Consider the following 23,632-nt stretch of genomic DNA (forward strand, 5'->3'; position numbering starts at 1 on the left):
GATGACTCGCCTGACCGCCAAAGACTTCGCCCCGCAACTGCTGGAACTCTACGACGGCTACGCCCATGGCAAGATCAACCGTCGCGAGTTTCTCGACCGTGCGGCCCTGTTCACCTTTGGCGGGCTGACCGCTTCGGCGCTGCTGGCCTCCCTGAGCCCCAATTACGCACTGGCCGAGCAGGTGAAGTTCACCGACCCGGACATCGTCGCCGACTACATCACCTACCCCTCGCCCAAGGGCAACGGTTCGGTGCGCGGCTACCTGGTACGCCCGGCCAAGGCCGAAGGCAAACTGCCGGCGGTGGTGGTAGTCCACGAAAACCGAGGGCTCAATCCCTATATCGAAGACGTCGCACGGCGCCTGGGCAAAGCCGGGTTTATCGCCCTGGCGCCCGACGGCCTGACGTCGGTGGGCGGTTACCCGGGCAATGATGAAAAAGGCGTGGCGCTGCAACAGACCGTCGACCCGACCAAGCTGATGAATGACTTCTTCGCCGCCATCGAATGGTTGATGAACCACGACACCAGCACCGGCAAGGTGGGTATCACCGGCTTCTGCTACGGCGGCGGCGTGACCAATGCGGCAGCGGTGGCCTACCCGGAACTGGGCGCAGCGGTGTCGTTCTACGGGCGCCAACCTGACGCCAAGGACGTGCCGAAGATCAAGGCGCCGATCATGTTGCACTTTGGCGAGTTGGACACGCGAATCAACGAAGGCTGGCCGGCTTATGAGGCTGCCTTGAAGGCTGCTGGCACGACCTATGAAGGGTTTATCTACAAGGGTGCCAACCACGGTTTCCACAACGACTCGACCCCACGCTACGACGAGGCTGCCGCGAACCTGGCCTGGGAACGCACGTTGGGTTGGTTCCGTAAATACCTCGTGTAATTGCCAGCGATAGCGACTTCACGGGCGCCATCGCAGGCAAGCCTGGCGTCTACAGGTTCGTCACCTGCTCCAGCAACCATTGCTTGAACGCCAGCATCGCCGGGGTTTCGATGCGTGACTGCAGGCGCGTCAGCCAGTAACTACCCGTAGTGATGCCCACATCGAACGGCTGGCGGATCACGTCCTGGGCCAACTGCCGCGAGAACATCAGTGCCGGCACCAGGGCCACGCCATTGCCCTGCAACGCCGCTTCCATCATCGCCAGGGACGAGTCGAACACAATGCTGCGCGGCACCAGGGTGTCGGCGGGCAAGCCTGCGGCCTGGAACCAGAGGCTCCATTCATCCGCCCGGTAAGAACGCAATAACGTGTGCTTCAACACATCGCCCGGGTCGTGCAGTTGGCGGGCAATCGACGGCACACACAACACCGTCAGTGGCGCCACCAGCAACTCATAGGCGTGGGTACCATGCCACGCGCCAGCACCAAAGCGGATCGCATAATCCAGCCCTTCGGCCGCTACATCCACCCGGTTGTTATGGGTGGACAGCCGCAGGTCGATAAACGGGTAGCGCGCCTGAAACTCCGCCAGGCGTGGCAGCAGCCAGCCCACCGCAAACGTACCCACCGCGCCTACCGTCAGCACTTCTCGATAATGCCCAGCCTGGAACTGGCCGAGGGTCTGGGCAATGCGGTCGAAAGACTCACGCAGCACCGGCAGTAATGTCTCCCCCTCGCTGGTGAGCATCAAGCCACGGGGCAGACGCTTGAACAGGGTGACATTGAGCTGTGCCTCCAGGCTCTTGACCTGGTGGCTGACTGCCGCCTGGGTCACGCACAGTTCGATGGCCGCCCGGGTAAAGCTCAAGTGCCGGGCAGAGGCTTCGAAGGCACGCAGAGCGTTAAGGGGCAAATGGGAACGCAACATGGTCTAAGCCCAAATTTTTCTAATGACTGGTGCGAGATATCATCGGTTGTCCAGGCTCGGCAAACTGCCTATCTTGGCCACGCCTGCGCAGGCAGCGATTACCTCCGATCATCCTCATGGAAGCGACATCATCATGTATGAACATGTGCGCAACGTCACGATTCTCAGCCTATTGCTCGGCGCCGGCAACTGCATGGCCGCTGCCGACCTGCGCCAGGTGGTGGATGCCACCGTCAAGCCCTTGATGCAGCAACAGGCCATTCCCGGCCTGGCGGTCGCCATTGTTCAGGACGGCAAGGCCCGATACTTTAACTACGGTGTCGCCGCAAAAGACAGCCAACAGCCCATCAGCGAAAACACCCTGTTCGAGATCGGTTCAGTGAGCAAGACCTTCACCGCGACCCTGGCCGGCTATGCCCAGGCCACCGGCAAGCTGAAGCTGTCGGAGCCGGCCAGCCATTACTTGCCAGCCTTGCGCGGCAGCCTGTTCGACCACATCAGCGTACTCCACCTGGGCACCTACACGGCCGGCGGGCTGCCGTTGCAGTTCCCGTCCGAGGCGGACAATGCGCAGCACATGATCAGCTACTTCCAGCACTGGAAAGCCGATTTCGCCCCCGGCACCCAACGCCAGTATTCCAACCCCAGCCTGGGCCTGTTCGGCTATCTGGCGGCGCAAAGCCTGCAGCAACCTTTCGACGTGGTGATGGAAAAGACCCTGCTGCCCAAGCTCGGGCTCAAGCACACCTATCTCACGGTGCCCAAGGCACAAATGGGCCTGTACGCCCAGGGCTATGACAAGGCCGGCAAGCCGGTGCGCGTCAGCCCTGGGGCGCTGGACAGCGAAGCCTACGGGGTGAAGACCAGCCCGGCGGACCTGATCCGCTACGTAGCGGTGAACATGAACCCAACGAACCTGGAAAAGCCCTTGCAAGCGGCGATCGCCACCACTCACACCGGCTACTACACCGCCAACGGCACCACCCAGGGGCTGGGCTGGGAAATGTCCGCCTACCCACTGACCGTTGACACCCTGATGGCGCGAAACTCAACGGCCTGGGCAATGGAGCCGCACAAGGTCAACTGGCTGACCCCGCCGCAACCCTTGCAACCCAACACGCTGGTCAACAAGACCGGCTCGACCGGTGGTTTTGGCGCCTATGTAGCCTACGTACCGAGCAAGGCCATCGGCGTAGTGATCCTGGCAAACAAGAACTACCCCAATGCCGAACGGGTGAAAGCGGCCCATGCGATCTTGCAGGCCATGGAGCAATAACCGACCTGAACATTTTTTGAACCCACCACATTCCAATGTGGGAGCGGACTTGCTCGCGAATGCGGTGATTCAGTCGACATATCCGGCGACTGACACACTGCATTCGCGAGCAAGCCCGCTCCCACAGGGAAGCAGCTTCGCGGGCGGGTCTTCAGGCGGCCAAGCCCTTCCCCGCCCGTTCCAGATTGCGCCACAACCAGGGTGGCAACACATCCGGATCGAGGCTGTCGATCAGGTTCTTCAGGCCCAACCCCAACTCTGTATCCCCTTCGATCACCAGCCGCCGGCGGAAGAACAAGGTGTCCGGATCTTCTTGGCGGCTGGCCAATAACAGGAACTCACGCCAGTTGCCGCTGATGGTCACCTGGGCCTCGGCCCGTTCGGCGATGCGCAATCCGTCACGACCAAGGGTCAGGTACCAGCGCAAACCCAGGTCGGGAATGCGCAGGCACATCCAGCGTCCGCGCAGCAGTTCGAAGCCGCCATCGCGCAAGGGTTCGGCCAGGCAGCGATTCAACGCCTGTTGCAACGCCAGGCGCTGCACCACAAATGGCACCTTGCGCATCAGCGGCAATAAACGGTCGGCGCCCTTGAGCAGCCATTGCTTGCGGTTCAGCACAGCCCTACCTCCTCGACCCGCAACATTCCGGCCTGGCCATGCCAGTAGCCATTGCAGCCGTCGACAAACAGTGGCGGCGTGGCGCCCTGGCGCACCCGGTCAAAGGTTTCGACGATGCCCACCATGCCCTGCGCCCTTGGGCTCAGGCGCAGTAGCTCAGCACCGCAACTGACCAGCCCCGGATAGTCGGCCAGCAGATTAGTGACATCCGCCGACATGGTCTGGATGCCATTTAATGTAAACAGCGCCTGCCCTTCCTGGCTGGTCAAGGCCATGCCATCGGGGTAGTTCAGGCAACAGAACTGGCAGTCATCCTTAGGCCGGTTTTCCGCACGGGCAGTGAAACAGCGCGCCGAGTAGGCCAGGGGCAGGTGCCCATAGGCGAAGACTTCCACTTCAGGCAGCGGCCGGCCCAGCTCACGCACCTGCTCCAACACATCGCCAATCAGCGCAGCCGAGCATTCCACCGGCGGCACCCAACGCATCATCCCGGCATCCAGCAATTGCACCAGGGCGTGACCGTTGTACAAATTCAATGCCGGCCCTCCGACAAAGGGCAACTTGCGCTCGGCGAGCAATTGCACCGCGCCCATGTCATTGGCCTCGACCAGCACCTCGCCGTTGTCACACAGGCGGCGCAGGCTCGACAGCTCCGATGCGGCCTCGATCAAGGTCAGGCTCGACAGTACGATTTGCGCGTTGCCCGCCGAGTGCAATTCGCGGCCCAGGCCCAACCATTGATCGAGGTTGAACGCGCGGCGCTTGGAGCACACGGTTTCCCCCAGGTAGATCACATCCAGTGCCAGGTTGGCCATCTCGCAGTAGAACTGCCCCAGTTGTTGCTTATCCCAATAAAACAGCACCGGTCCCAGGCTGAGTTTCATGTGCGGTTCCTCATTGCCACGAACGATGGTAGGCGCCCAGGGTGGTCTGGCTGCCTTCGGATAGACCGGCCAGCACACTGCGCCATTGGTCCTTGACCACAAAACGCTCCGGCGCACTGCGGTGGGCGTCCAGCGCCGCGCGCCAGACCCCGGTGACTTGCTCGACATACGCCGGGCTGCGCTGGCGACCTTCGATTTTCACCGCTTCGACGCCCATGGCGATCAACTCGGGGATCAGGTCCAGGGTATCGAGGCTGGTGGGTTCTTCGAGGGCGTGGAAGCGCTTGCCATCGACCATGAAACGGCCCTTGCACAGGGTCGGATAACCCGCCGGTTCGTCCGGGGTATAGCGGTCGATCAGCACTTCGCTCAGGCGCGCGCTCAGACCCTCGGCGTCTTCGCTCCAGCGCACCGCCTTGGCCGGCGAGCACACGCCGCACAGGTTCGGTGATTCGCCAGTGATGTAGGAAGACAGATGGCAACGGCCCTCAGCCATGATGCACAGGCTGCCGAAACCGAAGACCTCGATCGGCACCGAACTGCTGGCAGCCACGTGCTTGACCTGGGCCAGCGACAGCACCCGTGGCAGCACCGCACGACGGATGCCGTAGCGCTCGGCGTAGAACTGCAAGGCCGCCGCATGGGTCGCCGAACCCTGTACCGAGAGGTGCAAGGCCATCTGCGGATAACGGCTACTGGCGTATTGCAGCACGCCCGGATCACCGGCAATCAGCGCATCCACGCCATGGTCGGCGGCGCGATCCACTGCCCGTTGCCAGCGTTCCCAGCCCTTGGGCTGCGGGTAGGTGTTGACCGCCACATAGAGCTTGCGCTGGTGCTGGCGGATATGCGCGACGGCGCCGTCGAACTGCTTGTCGTCCATGTTCAGCCCGGCAAAATGCCGGGCGTTGGTGTCGTCGCGAAACCCCACGTACACCGCATCGGCACCTTGGCGCACGGCGGCTTTAAGCGCAGGCAGATTACCTGCCGGGCAGACCAGTTGCATGGTTGATCCTCATCAGAAAATACATCACCAACACCGCATGTTCCTTGTGGGAGCAAGCCTTGCTCCCACCTTGACCACCACCGGCAGTTACTGCATCAGTTCGGCAAAGGACACGAACCGCACCAGCCCGCCCTTTTCCACCAACTGCTCGCGCTCCACAATCGCCAAACCATCGGCCCAGCACGCCGCGCTCAGCATCGCCGAGCTTTGCCGTGGGTGCAGGGTGACGCGCGCCTGGCCATCGATGCCCGGCGCCAGGCGTGCGCGCAGGTATTGCCGGCGACGGTTGCGCTGGGGCCACACAAAGTCGGCGGGCAGCAACATCGGCGCCGATGTGACCTCAGTCACACCCTGGGCGCGCAACAGAAACGGGCGGACCACCACCAATGCGGTAATCAGCGCCGCCGAAGGATTGCCAGGCAAGCCGATCCACGGTTTGCCGGCGACATCGCCAAAAGCCAGGGGTTTGCCCGGCTGGATCGCCAGGCGCCAAAAATCCACGCGGCCCAGTTCCTTGATCGCTTGCTTGAGGTGGTCCTCCTCGCCCACCGACACCCCACCGGAGGTCAGCAGCAGGTCGCATTCCGAGGACGCCAGGGTCAATGCATCGCGGCTGACGGCCAGTTCATCGGCCATCACCCCATAGTCATGCACTTCAACGCCCCAGCCTTGCAGCAGCGCCGCCAGGCAGTGGCGATTGCTGTTGTAGATCTGCCCCGGTGCCAGGTGATCCCCCGGCTCACGCAGTTCGTCGCCACTGCTCAACAGGCACACGCGCAACGGTCGATAGACCTTGACCTGGGCCAACCCGGCGGCCGCGAGCAAGCCCAATTCCTGGGCACGCAGACGCTTGCCGGCTGGCAACAGCAAGGCGCCCTGGGTCACCTCTTCACCTTGCTTGCGCACATGTTCACCGGTCCGCATCGGCGGGCACCAGATGCGTTGGCCGTAGACCCGGCAACGCTCCTGGGGCACCACGGTGTCAGCACCGGCCGGCAACGGCGCACCGGTAAAAATCCGCATGGTCTGCCCGCTGACCAGCGCGGTCGCGGCTTCCTCGCCTGCGGCAATCCGCCCGGCCAGACGCAGGTAGCCCCCCTCGGCCGGCAAGTCCGCAGCACGCAGCGCGTAGCCGTCCATGGCGCTGTTGTCCCAGGCCGGCAGGTTCACCGGGGAAAAGATATCGCTGGCCAACACCCGGTCCAGGGCCAGGGCGGTTTTCACCTGTTGGGTGGACGGCGGCGCAGGTGCCTGGGCCAACAGGCGGTCGATGGCCTCATCCACCGGGATCAACTCGCCGCTTTCACACACCGATAGGTTCATGACCGCGCCTCGCAGGCTTGCAGGGCCTGGGCGACCTGGGGCTTGAGGTGCGGGGCGAAATTGCATGGCCCGGTGCGGCTGTCCAGTTGCCCCAGAAGGATCTTGTCCCAACCGGTACGGCACGCGCCTGGCGAGCCGGGCATGCAACACACCAGCACACCATTGCTCATGCCGGCCAGGGCACGCGACTGCAGGGTCGACATGCCGATCTCTTGCAGGGAAACCTGGCGAAACAGCTCGCCAAAACCTTCGACATGCTTGTCCAGCAACGGCAGCACCGCTTGCGGAGTGTTGTCCCGCGCAGTGAAACCGGTGCCACCGGTGGTGAGGATCACCTGCACCTGCGGGTCGGCGATCCATTGCGAAAGCCGTGCGCGGATCTGGTAGATGTCGTCTACCACCAGGGCCCGGTCGATCAGTTCATGACCGGCCGCTTGCACACGATCGCACAGGGTTTGCCCGGAGGTATCGTTGTCAAAGTTGCGCGTGTCGCTGATGGTCAGTACAGCGATATTCAGCGAGACAAAATTGCGTTGAGTCAGATGTGCCATGGTGAAAATCCCGGGATAAATGAGCAATGGCCCAGCCTGCACCGCAAAGGCCGGCGGGCCTATTCCTCCGAGGAGGTACCTCTAGGCGGCGTCAGGGCGCCAGGCGGCTGCGCTGCCAGATGCCGTCGTGGCGGCGGTAATCAAGACGGTCGTGCAGGCGGTCGGCGCGGCCTTGCCAGAACTCCACGCGCTCGGGCTGCAGGCAATAGCCACCCCACTCCGGTGGGCGCGGCGGTTGTTGCCCGGCAAAGCGTTGAGTCACATCGCGCAGGCGACCTTCCAGCTCGGCGCGGTGGGCCAGGGGTTGGCTTTGCGGCGACGCCCAGGCGCCGACCTGGCTGGCCAGCGGCCGCGAGTGGAAATAGTCGTCGGACAGCTGCGGCGCCAGGCGCACCACCGTGCCTTCGATGCGCACCTGGCGCTCCAGGCCCGGCCAGAAAAAGGTCATGGCCGCGCTGGGGTTGCTCGCCAGCTCCTGGCCCTTGGCGCTCTGGTAGTGGCCGAAAAAGGTGAAGCCCTCGGCGCCAAAGCCCTTGAGCAGAAGGATCCGACAATGGGCGCGGCCCTGGGCATCGACCGTGGCCAGGGCCATGCTGTTGGCCTCCACCGGCGCCACTTCGGTCTTGCGCGCCTGCTCCAGCCACTGGCCGAACAACACGAGGGGATCGTCCTGTACCAGGTCATCCCGCAAACCGTACAAGGTGTAGTTGCGGCGCATCTGCGCCAGGGAAAGGGGCATGGGGCGAACCTCCGGTCAGTTCGCCACAGTCTGATCAGCCGACGCGCCTGGCACCTTGACCGCGATCAACTGCGCGCCGCGGCATGGCGTCGCAGCGCCGCTACTTGAGCCCCAGGCGCCGCGCCAATTTGTGCAGGTTGCTGGAGTCCAGGCCGAGCATTCGCGCAGCGCTCGCCCAGTTATCGCCCGACAAGCTCAACGCCTGGCGCACCTTCTGTCGCTGGCAATCGTCCACTGCGTCGCTCAAGGTCTGGAACGCCTGCGCCGGGGCTTGAACCACAGGAGCCTGCACCAAGGTGGCGCTGTCCAGATCCAGCAGTTCGGCTTCCAGGGTCATGATCTGGTTGCGATTGCCGCCCCGGCTCAACTGCTTCAGCGCCGCACGGCTGATCACGTGCTCCAGCTCGCGCACATTGCCCGGCCAGCCATAACCGAGCAGCGTCTGCTCGGCCGCCGGTGACAGGCGCAAACCACGCAGGCCAAGTCGGGCGCGGTTGAGCTCAAGGAAATGCCCGGCCAGCAGCAACACATCGTGGCCACGCTCACGCAGCGCCGGGATCGGCACCGGGTACACCGACAGCCGGTGGTACAGGTCGGCGCGAAACAACCCTTCGCGAATGCTCTCGGGCAGGTGTCGGTTGGTGGCGGCGATGATCCGCACATCCACATGCAACGGCTTGTCGGCGCCCAGGCGCTGGATCTCACCATTCTGCAAGGTGCGCAATAGCTTGGCCTGCACACTCAACGGCAGCTCGCCCACTTCATCGAGGAATAAAGTGCCGCCGTTGGCTGCATCAAAACGCCCGGCACGGTCACTGGTGGCGCCGGAAAACGCGCCTTTGACATGCCCGAACAACTCGCTCTCGGCCAGGGACTCCGGCAGCGCCGCGCAGTTGACCTGGATCAGCGGCTTTTTACTGCGCCGCGACAGGCGATGCAGGCGCCGGGCGAACAGCTCTTTGCCGACCCCGGTTTCGCCAAGCAGCAGCACGGGCAGGTCCGAGTCGGCGAGCACATCCAGCTCGTTGAGCAACTGATGCAATACCGGGCTCTGGCCGAGGATTTCACCGTCTTCGACGCCGGGCGAACCCACCACCGGCTCGCTGCGCGACAGGCGCAGGCTACGGTTTTCCTGTTCCAGGCGCGTAACCCGTACCGCCGCCTCGATCTGCAAGGTGCAGCGCTTGAGTTGCTCGCGCGCGTTGGCATCAAAGGTACCGGCATGCAGCGCATCCAGGGTGATCGCACCCCACGGCCGGCCTTCGACGAACAGGCTCACGCCCATGCAATCATGCACCGACAGCGGTTCGCCGACCTGGTTGTCCAGCAGCCCGTCGTACGGGTCCGGCAGGCGGCTGTCGGGTTCGAACCAGGTCGGCTCGCGAGAGGCCATGATCGCCGCCAGTCGCGGATGCTGGGCAATCATAAAGCGCCGGCCAAGGGCTTCATGCACCAGCCCCACCGTGGCCACGGGGCGCAGGCTGTCGTCACCATCCAGGCGCAACAGGCCGACGGCGCCGCTATGAAAATATTCACGCAGGGTCTGCACCAGGCGTTGCAGGCGCACCGCGTTGGGTAATTCAACAATCAGGTCGGCCGACAGACTTTCACGCAGCATGGTCATTACTACCCTTGTATGGTCGGTTCTACCGTGCAGCATCAGGGTGATCCTGACCACCACAAAAAATTAATCTCTATTTTTCAATAAATTGGCGATGGCACACAGCATGCAATCACCGCTTCATCTGTTCACTTGATGAGGAAACCCCATGCACGCCATCGCCCCGGACACCTTGCCCCAGACGCAACTGATCGAACATTTGCTGGAGCGCTACCACGCCCGCCACCGCGAACAACTGCCGGAACTGATTCGCCTGGCCAGCCGCGTCGAGCAGGTTCACGGTCACCACCTGGCCTGCCCCAACGGCCTGGCCGACTTGCTGCGCGATATCGAGCAAGAGCTGGAAGGCCATATGCTCAAGGAGGAGCAGGTATTGTTCCCGATGCTGCAAATGGGCCTGGGGCCCCAGGCCGCGCCGCCGATCCAGGTCATGCGTTTTGAACATGAGCAACATGGCCAGGCCCTGGAGCAGTTGCAGGCGCTGACCAACCACATCCAGCCGCCCAGCGATGCGTGCAATACCTGGCGTACGCTGTATCACGGACTGGAAGTGTTTCATCGGGATTTGCTGGAGCATATTCATCTGGAAAACGATGTGTTGTTTGTCCGTGCGCTAAACCTGTAGGAGCGAGATTGCTCGCGAAGAACTCACGGACAACGCGTTTACCCAGGCAGCCCGCGTTTTCGTTGATGTTTTTCGCGAGCACGCTCGCTCCTACAGGATGGGATCGAGGTGTCTTAGCGCAGCATCAGCTTGGCGAGGATCACGATCAGTACCATATGCCCAAGGATGCTGCGGCGGATCCACACCGCCCGCAGCGGGCTCAGGCGCTTTTGCGTCAGCCAGTACGCGAGCAGCAGGTAATGCCCGATGATGCTCAGCGCCAATACAATCTTCAGGCTCAACAGGGCGGAAAAATGACTGGCCCATGGCGCGCCCAGCACGCCGCGGTAATGCCAGGCCAGGCCGATCCCCGCGCCATACAACAGCACCACCACGCCATGCAGCACCTGCCGCGAACGTCGGGCAATGGCTTGCTCGCTGGTGAACTGCGCCGACCAGGCCAACGCTTCACGGGCGCGGTGCCAGATGAAAACCTCAAAGAACAGCGTGCCGATAAAGGCGATGGCCGCCAGCAGATGCACAATCAATAGCCACGAATACAGCATTCCCATTCTCCTAGCCCGGATGGCCGTCAACCCGCGCGCGCCACAGCATTGGGGCATAGCGCCATAGATACACACCCAGGCCCAGGGTCCAGCACAGGCCCGCCAGCCACAGCGCGGCATACGGCCAGATCAGCACCAGCATCACCCGGCTCAGGCAGGCCAGGTTCAACAGGATGAAGGCCAGGGTCATGCCCTTGGGCGGCGCCAGCGGTCGGCCGGTATGGCCGAGACTGACCCGTGCGATCATCGCCAGGATCAACCCGCCCATCGCCCCAACCGTCAGCGCATGCACCGCCAGACTCGGGTTAAGCGCCACGCCGAAATGCCACAGCGCCATGCCCAGGCAAGCCACGGCCAGCCAGGCATAGGCCAGGTGCAGCGACCACAACAACGGCACGCGCCACAGGCCACGGTCGTGCCAGCGCACCAGGCGCAGCAGATGACCGAGCCCCAGCAAGCCGAACAACAGGCCTACCCACAGGCTAGCGGTCAACGCCAGGCCGCTCGCGTATAGCAGCGCCACCGCTGCCGAGCCGCCCAATAACAGGTAATCCAGCCACGGCCAGGGCTTCACGGCTTCCGTGCGCCCCAGGCCACGCTGGGTGAAAAACGGAATCACCCGACCGCCGATCAAGCCCATCATCGCCGCCACCAGCCACAGCCCGGTCAACACCGCCTGGCGCTGCCAGCCTTCGTCACCGCGCAGCAAGCCATACAGGGACAGGCCATCGGCCAGGGTCAACAGCAGCAACACCAGCACAATCGGGTAGTTGCGCTGTTGCCGCACTTTCCACAAGGTCCAGCCCATCAACCCGGCGACGGCCAGGGGAAAAGTCAGTTCCAACACGGCCAACAGCGGCCATGGCAGGTTGAACAGCCAGGCCAGGCGTGCCGCCAGCCATACCCCGGCCAACATCGCGAGGGGCGTACCGCTGATGCCGGGGCGACCGGTCCAGGTCTGCACCGCCGTCAGCAGGAACCCGCCGATGATTGCCAAGGCAAAACCGAACAGCAGTTCATGGCGATGCCAAGCCAGCCAGCCACCTGCCGGCTGCCAACCCGCGTCGCCGGCCAGGGCCAGCAGCCACAAAGGAATCGCCAGCAGCGCCAACAGGCAGCCACCGAGGAAAAATGGCCGGAAAGCCAGGCGAAACAACGGGGTTATCGACATAGCCTTGCGTCGATCCAGCACTTGCATACCACCACTCCTCAAGTCATTGCCGGCCCGATCATCCGGGATTGTCCGCGCCGGGCCCTTGTCGCAGATCAAGCAGGGGCCAGTGGCGGCGCAATATCCTGGGGGCCGTCGCGGGATGGGCGTTGCAAGGGCCGGGCCGGGTCCTCAGGCCCACCGCAATCATGTGTGGGAGCTGGCTTGCCTGCGATGGCATCGCTGCGGTTTTACTGGAAGACCGAGGTGCCTGCATCGCAGGCAAGCCAACTCCCACATGGGATTGGCGTTGTTTATGAGGGTTTAAATAACCATCAAAGGGTTAAAAGAACCCTTAATGGTAGGGTCATTTCAACCCTTGAGGGGCTACAGCTCTGATTTTACGTGGCCCGTGCCTTGGCCCAGCTCTTGCTCTACCCGGTTATCCCGTCATTACCCTGCCCCACGGAGTCCCCATGAAAAAAGTCATCCAGCCCCTGGCCTGGTTCGTGATCCTCGGTTCGATGATGGCGGCGGCCAGTGGCCTGTCGTTGTGGCTTGTATGATCCTCGACGCGCCGAGGGTCCTGCACCGCGTACATCATCAGATCCTGCGCAGCCATCACCTGTTTGAACCACTTAACGAAGAGCAGATGGATGAGTTGATGGCCAGCAGTCAATTGCTGAGTGTCGACAAGGGCGAACCACTGTTCCGCCAGGGCGAGCCGGCCGATGGGTTTTACTTCGTGATTGCCGGCGCGGTGAAGATCTACCGCCTGACCCCGGACGGCCAGGAAAAAGTCTTTGAGGTGATTGGCGAGCGGCAGACCTTCGCCGAGGCGATGATGCTGATGGACACCCCCAACTACGTGGCCTGTGCCGAAGCGGTGTGCCCGACGCAGTTGTACCGCCTGTCCAACGCCACCTATATGCGCCTGCTCCACAGCAACAGCCGCCTGACCTTCGCCCTGCTGGGCAAGTTGTGTGTGCGCCTGCACCAGCGGGTCAACGAGATCGAGACCTTGTCCCTGAAAAACGCCACCCACCGCGTGGTGCGCTACCTGCTGACGCAACTGGTGCGCCTGCACAATGCTGACAGCTCATTCGAGCTGCCCATGGCCAAGCAGTTGATCGCCGGGCACCTATCGATCCAGCCGGAGACGTTCTCGCGGATCATTCGCCGGCTGATCGATGAAAAAATCATCACCCAGGACGGTCGCCAGATCGCCATTCTTGATCGCCTGCGCCTGGAGCAATTCGAATGAGTGCAGCGTGTGTGTGCCTGTATTGCCAACATGCCAACCCGCCGACACAGCCGGCCTGCGAACGCTGCGCCATGCCCCTGCCCGCGTCCACCGCCAGCCTTGAGGCCCGCCGACTCAAACGTTTCCAATGGTTCTGCCTGGGGCTGGCCGTGTTCTGCATCACGATGTTCTTCTGGCTGCCCCGCAATTTCTACTGATCTTCGGTCAACTGCCGGTACAGCTGCGGCAAGCGCAACGGCAGTTGCTCCGGCTGGCGGATCAAGGTGTAGCCATGGGCGCCGAACATGTACGGCAGGTAATCCCCGGCCTGTTTGTCGATAGTGATGCAGAACGGCACCAGGCCCTGGCGCCGCGCCTCCATCACGGCCTGGCGGGTGTCCTCCACGCCATAGCGCCCCTCATACAAGTCCAGATCGTTGGGCTTGCCATCGGTCACAATCAACAGCAGTTTGCGCCGCTGCTTACAAGCGCCAAGGGTCTGGGTGGCTTGGCGGATGGCTGCGCCCATGCGCGTGTAGTAACCCGGTTTCAGGCCCTGGATGCAGCCACGGATGTGGTCATCATAGGGTTGCTGGAATGACTTGAGCTGTTGCAGGCGCACCTGCTGGCGACGCAGGGAAGAGAAGCCATACAGGGCAAACGCATCGCCCAGGCCCGCCAGGCTCTCGCCAAACAGCAACAGGCTGTCGCGGATCACGTCGATGACCTTTTGCGTATCGTTCAGGTGGGCGTCGGTGGACATCGACAAATCGGCCAGCAGCAAACAGGCCAGGTCACGCCGGGTGCGGCGCTGCTCCTTGAACAGACCGCGCTCGGCGCACGCGCCGTGCTGGCGCTCGACATGAAAATCCAGCCACGCCTGCAGGTCCAGCTCCGCGCCCTGGGGCTGTTGGCGCAACCATTGACGGTCGGTGCGCAGTTGCTGGAACTGGCGGCGCAACCGCGCGGCCTGGGGCAGCAGGCGCGCCGGCAGCGGCTGGGGCGTGCTGTCGCGGGGTTGCATCAGTTGCAGGTTGACGAAGTTGGCTTGCAGGCACTGCTGTCGGTAGTCCCACTCCGGCAGCTTGATGCCTTCGCCCAGGGGAATGTCATCGACGTCGGCCGGTGGCAGATCCAGGTGCAGCTTCAGCCCGCCGCTCTTGCGCACGCGCTGGCGTGACAGGCTCAACTGGTCGAGGTCTTCGGCGACCCGGGCGGCATCTTCGTCCTCGGAGTCATCGGCCCAGCGATCGAGGTCGACGTGTTCGGTCCAACTGAACAGGTTTTCCAGGCGCACCACCAGCAGGCCGCCGTCGCGGCTGTTGTCATCGACCCGGTTGGCTTGTTTGGGCGCGCCCTGTTGTTCGCCGGGGCGGGTCGCCAGGTCATCGCCCTCCTCATCCAGATCGCCGGCCTGCGGGCTGTGCAGGTGCAAAGGTGGATACAACCACAGCGGCAGCGGCCAGGCGGCGCGCTCGCTACGGGGTAACTGACGGATGCTGCCGGGTTCACGCAGGGCCTTGCGCAAGGCCTTTTCCACGGCGGCTTCGGCGGGGTTGAGGGTGGCGGGATCCGGGCGCAATTGCAGATGGGCGTCCACCAGGCGCTGATAACTGGGGAGCATGGCCGGGTAGCGCTGCAACAGTAGCCAGGTCCAGCGCTGGTTGTCGCGGGCCCAGTGGGTCATCGGTCCGGCGTGTGCGGCCAGTAGCGCCAGCCAGCGGTACAGTTCCAGGTTCAGGGCCACCGAAGGAAACACCGCCAGACTTGCCGGCAGGCGCAGTCGATGGCCATCGCACGAGGCCAAGGGGACTTGCCGGCAAGTGCCGGCGATGCGCATCAGCAGATTGCGCCGCAGCAGCAGGTCGCGCTCGCGGGCGGCCTCCAGGGCAATCCCGTGGGCGCCGCCCAGGGCGCGGAACAACAGGGCCAGGCTGCGCTGGCGGTCGACCAGATCAACCCGCGCTTCGGGGAAGTCAGCACTGGCGCGGCGGGTGATAAAGCGGTGCCAGACACTGCCAACCCACTCTTCCAACTCAAGGGTGAAGGCCATGTGAAGTGCTCCAGACATAAAAACGGCCCGCACTACCTGCCGGGCCGCCCTCTTGGGGATTAACGTTGACCGCTCAAGCAGCCACGGGGATGGCTGCGTTCAAGCCCTTGCCGCGCTGCCGGAAGCTCCACAGGTAGCAGAGCAGGCCCAGCAGGAACACCACGCCACTGGCCAGTCGTGCCCAGAACAGCAGGCTCAGGTGGTCCATGGTGGCCATGAACGGCAGCGCCACACCGTCCACCTGCCAGCGTTGCAACCAGACTTGCACGGCACCGGCCGCCGTCAGGAACAGCGTGATCATCACCATCGACAGAACCATCATCCAGAAGCCCCAGATCTCCAAGGTCTGCGAGCGTGCGTCCGGCGCTTCACCGATACCGCGCAAACGCGGCATGGCGTAGCTGATCAGGGTCATCACGATCATCGCGTAGGCGCCGAAGAACGCCAGGTGGCCGTGGGCGGCCGTCAGTTGAGTGCCGTGGGTGTAGAAGTTGACCGGTGCCAGGGTGTGCAGGAAGCCCCAGACCCCGGCGCCGAAGAACGCCGTGACCGTGGTGCCCTTGGCCCACAATGTGGCCGCCCGGTTCGGGTGCTGGCGCCGACGCTGTTTGACCATGGTGAAGGCAAACATCACCATCGCCAGGAACGGCAGCGGCTCCAGGGCCGAGAAGATCGAACCGACCCACAACCACACCTCGGGCGCGCCGATCCAGAAGAAGTGGTGACCGGTACCGATGATCCCGGTGATCAGGGCCATGGCGATGATCACGTACAGCCATTTTTCCACCACCTCACGGTCGACACCGGTGACTTTGATCAGCACGAAAGCCAGCATCGAGCCCATGATCAGCTCCCACACGCCTTCGACCCAAAGATGCACCACCCACCACCAGTAGAACTTGTCCCGTGCCAGGTTGCCGGGGTTGTAGAACGAGAACAGGAAGAACACCGCCAGGCCGATCAGCCCGGTCATCATCACCATGCTCACGGTAGTCTTGCGGCCCTTGAGCAGGGTCATGCCGATGTTGTAGAGAAAGCCCAGGCACACGACCACAATGCCCATCTTGGTGATGGTCGGCTGCTCCAGGAATTCACGGCCCATGGTCGGCAGCAGTTCGTTGTGGGTCAGCTTGGCCAGGGCCGCATAGGGCACCAGCAAGTAACCGAGGATGGTCAACACCCCCGCCACGGCAAACACCCAGAACAGCAGGATTGCCAGCTTGGGGCTGTGCAACTCGCGGTCGGCTTCTTCCGGTACCAGGTAGTAAGCGGCGCCCATGAAGCCGAACAGCAGCCAGACGATCAACAGGTTGGTGTGGACCATGCGGGCCACGTTGAAGGGGATCAACGGGAACAGAAAGTCGCCGACCACGTATTGCAGGCCCATGATCAAACCGAACAGCACCTGGCCCAGGAACAGGATCAGGGCGAACACAAAGTAGGGTTTGGCCACGGCCTGGGATTGGAATTTCAGATATGGATTGACGGTACGCATCCCTCAGCCCTCCTTGTTTGGCGGCCAGCCGTTGGTGTTGATCTTCGAGCTCCACTTGAGGAACTCGGCCATATCGTCCACCTCTTGGTCGCTGAGGTTGAATTGCGGCATCGCGCGCCGGCCGGGAACGCCCAACGGTTGCATCTTCATCCAGGCATGCAGGAACGGCTTGAACGCTTCCTCGCCGCCACGGCGGTTGAACACATTGCCCAGTTCCGGCGCAAAGTACGCGCCCTCGCCCAGCAGAGTGTGGCAGCCGACACAGTTGTTGCGCTCCCAGACGCCCTTGCCGCGCACCACTGATTCGGTGAGTAGCTCCTGATTGCTGCGAGAGGGAAAGGTTTGTTCGGTGTGATAGGTCAGGGCCAGGAATATCAGGAAGAAGAACACGCTTCCTCCGAAGTAGATATTCCTGGCCATGCCCTTGGTGAAGGTCTCTGACATGGTCGCTTCCTCATTGCTTGGCGGGGACCATGATAGAAAGCTGGGAGGTGAAACCTGCTTGATGGCGATCAAGAAATGCCGATGGTTTTGGTCGGGTATTGGGACTAACAGGTTTGGTTAACTCAATACCCTTTTATTTGAGGGACTCTTAGAGTGAGAAAACCAAGGTGTTACCAAATACGGCGCTCGCTTGGCGCGATTGAAGGCCGCGCGACGGTGTATCCTTGCTCCGAGTACTCGAATAATAAATATGGAGTCGCGCTCGATGCGCCAACTGCCCCCCCTAAATATGCTGCGGGTCTTTGAAGAGGTCGCGCGCCATCGCAGCTTCAGCCAGGCCGCCGTGGGTCTGAACGTGACCCAAGGCGCCGTCAGCCGCCAGATCAAGCAGTTGGAAGACTACCTGGGCATCGCGCTGTTTGTCCGCACCCCCCAGGGCCTGTCGCTGACCCAGGCTGGCATGGCCCTTTCCCCGCACCTGAGCGACGCCTTCGACCATATCGAGCGGGCCATGCAAGCCGTGCGCGTACCCAACCTGCGTCAGCGACTGCGCATTCTGGCGCCACCGACCTGGGCCACCCGCTGGTTGTCGGCGCATTTGCGCGGATTCTGTGAGCGTTACCCGGATATCAACCTCAGTGTTACCCACCAGAGCAGTCACGACAATTTGGCGGAAATCGACTGTCAGATTCGCTTCGGACTTGAGCCCGCCACCCATTGCAACAGCGAGTTGCTGGTGATGGAACGACACATCGCCGTGGCCAGTCCAGAACTGTTCGAAGGCGACCATCCGCCTGACCTGCGTCGTTTTCCGTTGCTGCATATCCTGCACGACGGTAAACGCCTGAAAGTCTGGGAGAACTGGATCGCAGCCATGGGTCGTGAGGATATCGAAGCCGATCAGGGCCTGGAGTTCAGCACCCTGGATCAAGTCATCCATACCACCCTGGCCGGAGGTGGCCTGGCGGTGATCGACCGGCAGATGATTGAGCGTGAACTGGCCAATGGCAGCCTGTTGCCGATCACCCCGGTAGAAGTGATCGGCCCCTATGGCTACTGGCTGGATGTGCCGGGTGACAAACAGGGTTTATCCAAGGTTCGTTTGTTTACCCAATGGCTGAACCAGGTGAGCAATCCCTGATTCGCCGGGCTCGGCCTGGCACGCCTGATTCAACGTCAGGGCTTTGGTCTCTGGTGCCCAGGCCCAGGAGATCACCGCGCCAAACACCAGAATGCCGGCAAGGATGCCCATGGTCGGGCTCAAGCCAATCCCCGCCACACTCACCGGTAACAAGAACGTACTTACCGCCGACCCAAGCCGGCTCACCGCCGTCGCCAGGCCGATGCCGCTGGCGCGCAGATGGGTCGGAAAACTCTCGGCCGGGAATACCCCCACCAAGTTACTCACCGCCGATAACACCAGGGTAAATACACCAAAGGTCAACACCATCAACCAGGCCAGATTGCCCGGCAGTACTGCCAACAGAAACAACGCCACCGCCAGAATAATGAATGAGTTGATCAAAAAGCCGCGCCGGGAGAATTTCACGGTGCACCAGATACCGATCAGTGCACCGATGATCAACAGCAGGTTAAGCATCAATTCGGTACCAAAACCTTCGGCCAAGCCCATCGTCTGCAAAATCGATGGCAAGAAGGTGTAGATGGCAAAGTACGGCATGACAATACACACGAAAAACAGACAGTTAAACGCGGTGCGCTTACGGTACTGCCGGCTGAACAACACCGCATATCCCGAGTGTTCCTGCGGCGCAGGCTCTTCGTCGAGCACGACATGCTCGCCCAAGTATTTCTTGACGATGGCCCGGGCCTCGGCGATTCGCCCACGGTTGACCAGCCAACGTGGCGATTCCGGAGTACCAATACGGGCAATCAGAATCAAACCGGCCGGGATTGCCGACGAAGCCAACATCCAGCGCCAGGCATCATCGCCCAGGCTGAGCATTGTGGTGCCGACAATCGTGGCGGCTACATAGCCAAAGGTCCAGATCACGCTGAAGGCACCCAGCAATACACCGCGATATTTCTTTGGCGAGAACTCCGCCAACAGGGCATGACCGACACTGTAATCACCGCCAAGACCAATACCGATCAGCACCCGGCACAGGACCAGCGCCAAGGCTGTCTCGACATAAAACTGCATCGCCGAGGCGATGGTGATCAGAACAAAACTGACCAGGAAAATTTTCTGCCGGCCAAGGGTGTCGGAAATCCAGCCAAAAAACAGGCTACCGAGAAACAGCCCAATCAGCGCCGAAGCTCCGACCAGGCCCTGCCAGAAAGCATCCAGTTGCATCTGTGGGCTGATGAGGGTCAGCGCAATACCGATCATCCCCAGGATGTAGCCATCAGCAAGGTGTGCACCGAACGTCAGGCCAGCGATTTTCAGGTGAAACCGACCGATGGGCAGGTCGTCGATGTTTACTGGTTGAGTAGACATGGTGTTCTCCATATTGTTGTTCTTGACGGAGTAACGGCAGCTACCCCCATTCCCTCGGGGGTGCGGGCTGGGCGGGATGGGGCTTTTGCTCAGGTGGTTGTGTTCACAACCCCCCCATCAGCAGGTATTTGATTTCCAGGTAGTCGTCCAGGCCGTACTTGGAACCTTCACGGCCCAGGCCCGATTCCTTGATGCCGCCAAACGGCGCGACTTCGGTGGAGATAATCCCTTCGTTGATACCGACCATGCCCGCTTCCAGCCCTTCGGCCATACGCCAGACACGGCCGATATCACGGCTGTAGAAATACGCCGACAAACCGAACGGCGTGTCGTTGGCCCGTTGCAACACCTCAGCTTCATCATTGAATCGGAAGCAGGCGGCCACCGGGCCAAAGGTTTCTTCCTGGGCAATCAGCATCTCGCCGCTGGCTTCGGTGAGGATGGTCGGCTCAAAGAAGGTGCCGCCCAATGCATGGCGACGACCGCCGCACAGTAGTTTGGCGCCCTTCTCCAAGGCGTCACCGACATGCGCTTCAACCTTGGCCAGGGCGGCAGCGTTGATCAGCGGGCCTTGTTCGGTCTCACCGTCCAAAGCACTGCCAATGCGCATGGCGCTGACCGCTTGCGCCAGTTTACCGGTGAACGCGTCGTAAACACTGTCCTGGATAAAGAAGCGGTTGACGCACACACACGTCTGCCCGGTATTGCGGAACTTGGAGGCCATGGCGCCTTTGACGGCAGCGTCCAGGTCCGCATCCTCGAACACGATAAACGGCGCATTGCCGCCCAGTTCCAGCGAGACTTTTTTGAGGGTGTCTGCCGCCTGGCGCATCAATAACTTGCCGGTCCGGGTGGAGCCGGTGAAGGACAATTTACGCACTACGCTGGAGGCTTGCAGTGCGCCGCCGATGGCCACTGCGTCGCCAGAGACGATATTGAATACACCGGCGGGAATACCCGCCTGCTCAGCCAATACTGCCAGGGCAAAAGCTGACAGCGGAGTTTCTTCCGAAGGTTTGAGGATCATCGTGCAACCGGCCGCCAGAGCCGGGCCAACCTTACGGGTGACCATGGCCAGGGGGAAGTTCCACGGCGTGATCGCAGCAACCACGCCAATCGCTTCCTTGGTCACGATGATTCGTGCATCGGCCTTGTGACTAGGGATCACATCACCATAGGCACGCTTGGCTTCTTCGCCGAACCACTCCAAAAAGCTCGCGGCGTAGACCACCTCCCCCATGGCTTCGGCCAGGGGCTTGCCTTGTTCAAGGCTAAGCAAGTGAGCCAGATCCTTCTGATTGCTCAGCATCAACTCGCTCCAGCGCTTGAGGCGTTGGCTGCGTTCCTTGGCAGTAAGCTTGCGCCAGGCCGGCAAAGCGCAATCAGCGGCTTTGATAGCCAGGTTGGTTTCCTCAGCGCCAGCGCGCTGTACATCTACGATCAACGCGCCATTGGCCGGGTTGACCACCGGGTAGGTCAGACCACCGCTGGACCATTGGCCATCGATGTAGTTGCCAGTACGAATCAACGGGTTCATGCCACAACCTCAATCAGGTTAAAACGGTCCAGGCCCGGACGGGCGCTGCGCAGGATGCGCTTGCCAGCGGTGTAATCGTTGATCACATCGCACGGGGTGTAGTTGCGCTCCAGTTCATGCAGTTCCTCGGCATCCAATTGGGTATCCAAGGCCGCGAGAGCACTATCAAATTGCTCGGTGGTATCGGCGCCCACCAGCATCACATCCACGCCAGGATGGTTGGCGACCCACGCTTGAGCAATTTGCGCATTGCTCACACCACGGGCACGGGCCACGCGTTGTACAGAGCGGGCAATGTCGAACGATGCCTGGTCGCTGTACATCTGCTGGGTAAAGAAGTCAGTCTGGTTCCGGTTGGACTGCGCATCACCGGTGAGCAACCCACGAGCCAGTGGACTGAACACCGAGACGCCCAGGCCCTGGTCGCGGCAGAACGGGATCATTTCGCGCTCTTCCTCGCGGTAGGCGCAGTTCAGTTGCAGTTGCATGTTGATCGGCTTGACCCAACCGTTGCGCTCACACGCTATGAGGATCTTCGCCAACTGCCCGGCAAGCATGGTGGACACACCGATATAGCGCGCCTTGCCGGAACGCACGATGTCGTTCAACGCCCCCATGGTCTCTTCCACCGGGGTGTTCACATCAAAGTAATGCAGCATGAACACATCGACGTAATCCATGCCCAGGCGGCTCAGTGAAGCGTCGATGCTGTCCATGATGTGCTTGCGTGAATGGCCGCTGGCGTTGATGCCGCTACCGGTGCCGTAGCCAACCTTGGTGGTGACCACGATATCTTCACGCCGTGCCAGGCGCTTGAGGATGCGCCCCACCACTTCTTCACCGACACCTGCGGAGTAGAAGTCCGCCAGGTCGATAAAGTTGACACCATTGTCCAGGGCGTGAGCAACGATGGGTTCGCTTTGCTTCTCGTCAAAAATCCACGGTTTCCAGTCCGGGGTGCCCATGTTCATGGTGCCCAGGCACAGACGCGAGACTTGCAGGCCGGAGTTACCCAAGCGGATATATTGCATAGGGTTGTCCTCAGGCTTTTGGCGTGTAGAAAGGGTTACTGATGTGGTTGACCACATCGGCTAACTGCGCAGTCTGCGGTTTGCCAGTAAGGGCGGCGCGGATCGCGGTGCGGCAGGCGTTGTAGTTATTCAGGTAGACCGCATCCAGGTCGTCGCAGGCCGGATTCACCCAGTTGGCCGTGACGATGGCCCATTCATCTTCCGCTTCCGGCGGCAAAGTCCCATCCAGCAGAGCCTCAAGTACCGCTTTGGCGATACCGGCCTGGGACGCGCCCCAGGTGGCATTGCCATGCAACTCGCTGCCAATCGCAGCCTTGTTGACGTAGAGGGTCATGGGTTTGACGGGGATATTGGGCTGCGCAATGACCATGAACGGGCAGTGCCCCTGGCTTGGGGACGCGAGGCTATTGGCGAAGGCCTGGCCGGCCGGGCCATTACGCGGACCGATCAGGATATTGATATGGGCGGCATTGACGCCTGGGCCTTCGAAGCCTTCGCCGATGTACAGATCAAGTGCTTTCATTTCGCAAACGCTCTTTGTTGTTATGGGGAGCTGGTTGGCGATTTTTTAGCACTGGCGATGAAATCGGGCGTAACCATTAAAAGTCATGGTGATGTGAGTTTTACTCATAGCGCCCTGCGACAACGGACCCTTCTTGTGCGTTGACCATCTTTCCTACACACCATATAGTGTGCCAACAAACACAACCGACCACTACATAGTGTGCAAGCCCGCTATTCGTCGACCACACTATGCGCAGCATTTCAATGCCTTGAAGCCTGCAAATTACATATTTTTGGACGGGTCTACACGCCCGTCAGCACAGACCAGGAAGGAGTATTTCATGCTGAGTTGGGATGAAGTCGACAACGAAGACACCGGTGCAGCCGTGATCCGCGGCGCCAACGCCGGCCACGCCACCGAAGCCAACATGGACCGCCTCGACGGTGCCGGCGCTGCCGCCGCCATCGAAGCCCGCGCCGTCACCGCCAATGACTCCGCCGCCATCGTGCGGGCCAAGGCTGCCCTGGACAAACTCGACGTCGCCGAAGGCCTCGCCGAGCTCGAAGGCGCCAGCGCCCGTGTCGCCGTTGACGAAAAACGCATGATCAACTGCCGCGCCGACCTCAACCAACTCGTGCCGTTCAAGTACGACTGGGCCTGGCAGAAATACCTCGACGGCTGCGCCAACCACTGGATGCCGCAAGAGG

Annotated in this window: 22 protein-coding genes and 2 pseudogenes; 7 read left to right on the top strand and 17 right to left on the bottom strand. The window is 61.8% G+C overall.

The annotated features are described in order from the left end of the window. The first annotated feature begins 1 nt into the window (after window position 1). Window positions 2-889 carry a YghX family hydrolase gene (gene yghX, locus FJD34_RS03125; RefSeq protein ID WP_032860665.1) on the top strand — a complete coding sequence of 296 codons (888 nt, stop codon included), beginning with the start codon at window positions 2-4 and terminating at the stop codon, window positions 887-889. A 49-nt stretch (window positions 890-938) separates the two neighbouring features. On the opposite strand, the gene FJD34_RS03130 is transcribed toward yghX, so the two are convergent. Next, the gene (locus tag FJD34_RS03130; RefSeq protein WP_090290998.1) at window positions 939-1,817 is read right to left on the bottom strand and encodes a LysR family transcriptional regulator; all 879 of its coding nucleotides are present in this window, start codon (window positions 1,815-1,817) and stop codon (window positions 939-941) included. Between the two features lie 133 nt (window positions 1,818-1,950). On the opposite strand from FJD34_RS03130, the gene ampC reads away from it, so the two are divergent. After that, window positions 1,951-3,093: a class C beta-lactamase gene (gene ampC, locus FJD34_RS03135; RefSeq protein WP_065943296.1), complete on the top strand. Its 1,143-nt coding sequence runs from the start codon at window positions 1,951-1,953 to the stop codon at window positions 3,091-3,093. 151 nt (window positions 3,094-3,244) lie between these two features. Here ampC and ubiT read toward each other — a convergent pair whose 3' ends face one another. From ubiT to norR, 7 genes are all read right to left on the bottom strand, one after another. Continuing rightward, window positions 3,245-3,712 (bottom strand): ubiquinone anaerobic biosynthesis accessory factor UbiT, encoded by a 468-nt coding sequence (gene ubiT / locus FJD34_RS03140; protein ID WP_032860669.1) that lies wholly within the window; start codon window positions 3,710-3,712, stop codon window positions 3,245-3,247. Further along, window positions 3,706-4,596, bottom strand: a complete 891-nt coding sequence (locus FJD34_RS03145) for a U32 family peptidase (RefSeq protein ID WP_090290997.1) — start codon at window positions 4,594-4,596, stop codon at window positions 3,706-3,708. Before FJD34_RS03145 ends, ubiT begins: the two co-directional genes overlap by 7 nt. Window positions 4,597-4,606: 10 nt before the next feature. After that, window positions 4,607-5,602 (bottom strand): ubiquinone anaerobic biosynthesis protein UbiU, encoded by a 996-nt coding sequence (gene ubiU / locus FJD34_RS03150; RefSeq protein ID WP_090290996.1) that lies wholly within the window; start codon window positions 5,600-5,602, stop codon window positions 4,607-4,609. Between the two features lie 87 nt (window positions 5,603-5,689). After that, window positions 5,690-6,925, bottom strand: coding sequence for a molybdopterin molybdotransferase MoeA (locus tag FJD34_RS03155; RefSeq protein ID WP_090290995.1), 1,236 nt, complete (start codon window positions 6,923-6,925; stop codon window positions 5,690-5,692). Continuing rightward, the gene (gene moaB / locus FJD34_RS03160; RefSeq protein WP_032860673.1) at window positions 6,922-7,476 is read right to left on the bottom strand and encodes a molybdenum cofactor biosynthesis protein B; all 555 of its coding nucleotides are present in this window, start codon (window positions 7,474-7,476) and stop codon (window positions 6,922-6,924) included. The genes FJD34_RS03155 and moaB overlap by 4 nt, the downstream gene beginning before the upstream one ends. A gap of 91 nt (window positions 7,477-7,567) precedes the next feature. Next, window positions 7,568-8,215, bottom strand: coding sequence for a pyridoxamine 5'-phosphate oxidase (gene pdxH, locus FJD34_RS03165; RefSeq protein WP_032860674.1), 648 nt, complete (start codon window positions 8,213-8,215; stop codon window positions 7,568-7,570). 100 nt (window positions 8,216-8,315) lie between these two features. Next, the gene (gene norR, locus FJD34_RS03170; RefSeq protein ID WP_090293129.1) at window positions 8,316-9,833 is read right to left on the bottom strand and encodes a nitric oxide reductase transcriptional regulator NorR; all 1,518 of its coding nucleotides are present in this window, start codon (window positions 9,831-9,833) and stop codon (window positions 8,316-8,318) included. 178 nt (window positions 9,834-10,011) lie between these two features. Here norR and FJD34_RS03175 point away from each other — a divergent pair. Continuing rightward, window positions 10,012-10,461 (top strand): annotated as a pseudogene (locus tag FJD34_RS03175) (hemerythrin domain-containing protein); the annotation flags it as partial. 113 nt (window positions 10,462-10,574) lie between these two features. Here FJD34_RS03175 and FJD34_RS03180 read toward each other — a convergent pair. After that, the gene (locus FJD34_RS03180) at window positions 10,575-11,006 is read right to left on the bottom strand and encodes a hypothetical protein (RefSeq protein WP_065943300.1); all 432 of its coding nucleotides are present in this window, start codon (window positions 11,004-11,006) and stop codon (window positions 10,575-10,577) included. Window positions 11,007-11,016: 10 nt separating this feature from the next. After that, the gene (locus FJD34_RS03185) at window positions 11,017-12,204 is read right to left on the bottom strand and encodes an NnrS family protein (RefSeq protein ID WP_032860676.1); all 1,188 of its coding nucleotides are present in this window, start codon (window positions 12,202-12,204) and stop codon (window positions 11,017-11,019) included. 514 nt (window positions 12,205-12,718) lie between these two features. Here FJD34_RS03185 and FJD34_RS03190 point away from each other — a divergent pair. Beyond that, window positions 12,719-13,420 (top strand): Crp/Fnr family transcriptional regulator, encoded by a 702-nt coding sequence (locus FJD34_RS03190; RefSeq protein ID WP_032860678.1) that lies wholly within the window; start codon window positions 12,719-12,721, stop codon window positions 13,418-13,420. Beyond that, window positions 13,417-13,617 (top strand): hypothetical protein, encoded by a 201-nt coding sequence (locus FJD34_RS03195; RefSeq protein WP_032860680.1) that lies wholly within the window; start codon window positions 13,417-13,419, stop codon window positions 13,615-13,617. Before FJD34_RS03190 ends, FJD34_RS03195 begins: the two co-directional genes overlap by 4 nt. Here the strand turns inward: FJD34_RS03195 and FJD34_RS03200 are convergent. The 3 genes from FJD34_RS03200 to FJD34_RS03210 all read right to left on the bottom strand — a co-directional run bounded on the left by FJD34_RS03200 (window position 13,611) and on the right by FJD34_RS03210 (window position 17,391). Then, the gene (locus tag FJD34_RS03200; RefSeq protein ID WP_090290994.1) at window positions 13,611-15,452 is read right to left on the bottom strand and encodes a nitric oxide reductase activation protein NorD; all 1,842 of its coding nucleotides are present in this window, start codon (window positions 15,450-15,452) and stop codon (window positions 13,611-13,613) included. The two genes, FJD34_RS03195 and FJD34_RS03200, sit on opposite strands and share 7 nt — an antisense overlap. Window positions 15,453-15,525: 73 nt before the next feature. Further along, the gene (locus tag FJD34_RS03205) at window positions 15,526-16,947 is read right to left on the bottom strand and encodes a cbb3-type cytochrome c oxidase subunit I (protein ID WP_032860682.1); all 1,422 of its coding nucleotides are present in this window, start codon (window positions 16,945-16,947) and stop codon (window positions 15,526-15,528) included. A 3-nt stretch (window positions 16,948-16,950) separates the two neighbouring features. Then, on the bottom strand, window positions 16,951-17,391 hold the full coding sequence (locus FJD34_RS03210; protein ID WP_029294425.1) for a c-type cytochrome: 441 nt from the start codon (window positions 17,389-17,391) through the stop codon (window positions 16,951-16,953). A 265-nt stretch (window positions 17,392-17,656) separates the two neighbouring features. On the opposite strand from FJD34_RS03210, the gene FJD34_RS03215 reads away from it, so the two are divergent. Then, window positions 17,657-18,532, top strand: a complete 876-nt coding sequence (locus FJD34_RS03215) for a LysR substrate-binding domain-containing protein (protein WP_032860685.1) — start codon at window positions 17,657-17,659, stop codon at window positions 18,530-18,532. Here FJD34_RS03215 and FJD34_RS03220 read toward each other — a convergent pair. The 4 genes from FJD34_RS03220 to fae all read right to left on the bottom strand — a co-directional run bounded on the left by FJD34_RS03220 (window position 18,479) and on the right by fae (window position 22,943). Then, the gene (locus FJD34_RS03220; RefSeq protein ID WP_090293128.1) at window positions 18,479-19,852 is read right to left on the bottom strand and encodes an MFS transporter; all 1,374 of its coding nucleotides are present in this window, start codon (window positions 19,850-19,852) and stop codon (window positions 18,479-18,481) included. The genes FJD34_RS03215 and FJD34_RS03220 overlap by 54 nt on opposite strands. A gap of 103 nt (window positions 19,853-19,955) precedes the next feature. Further along, on the bottom strand, window positions 19,956-21,389 hold the full coding sequence (locus tag FJD34_RS03225) for an NAD-dependent succinate-semialdehyde dehydrogenase (protein ID WP_032860688.1): 1,434 nt from the start codon (window positions 21,387-21,389) through the stop codon (window positions 19,956-19,958). After that, on the bottom strand, window positions 21,386-22,420 hold the full coding sequence (locus FJD34_RS03230; protein WP_065943304.1) for an aldo/keto reductase: 1,035 nt from the start codon (window positions 22,418-22,420) through the stop codon (window positions 21,386-21,388). The genes FJD34_RS03225 and FJD34_RS03230 overlap by 4 nt, the downstream gene beginning before the upstream one ends. A 10-nt stretch (window positions 22,421-22,430) precedes the next feature. Continuing rightward, window positions 22,431-22,943, bottom strand: coding sequence for a formaldehyde-activating enzyme (fae, locus tag FJD34_RS03235; RefSeq protein WP_032860693.1), 513 nt, complete (start codon window positions 22,941-22,943; stop codon window positions 22,431-22,433). Between the two features lie 322 nt (window positions 22,944-23,265). Here fae and FJD34_RS03240 point away from each other — a divergent pair. Continuing rightward, window positions 23,266-23,632: pseudogene (locus tag FJD34_RS03240) on the top strand (ribonucleotide-diphosphate reductase subunit beta); the annotation flags it as partial.

The sequence above is a fragment of the Pseudomonas brenneri genome (genome assembly GCF_007858285.1).
In the GTDB taxonomy this organism is placed as follows: domain Bacteria; phylum Pseudomonadota; class Gammaproteobacteria; order Pseudomonadales; family Pseudomonadaceae; genus Aquipseudomonas; species Aquipseudomonas brenneri.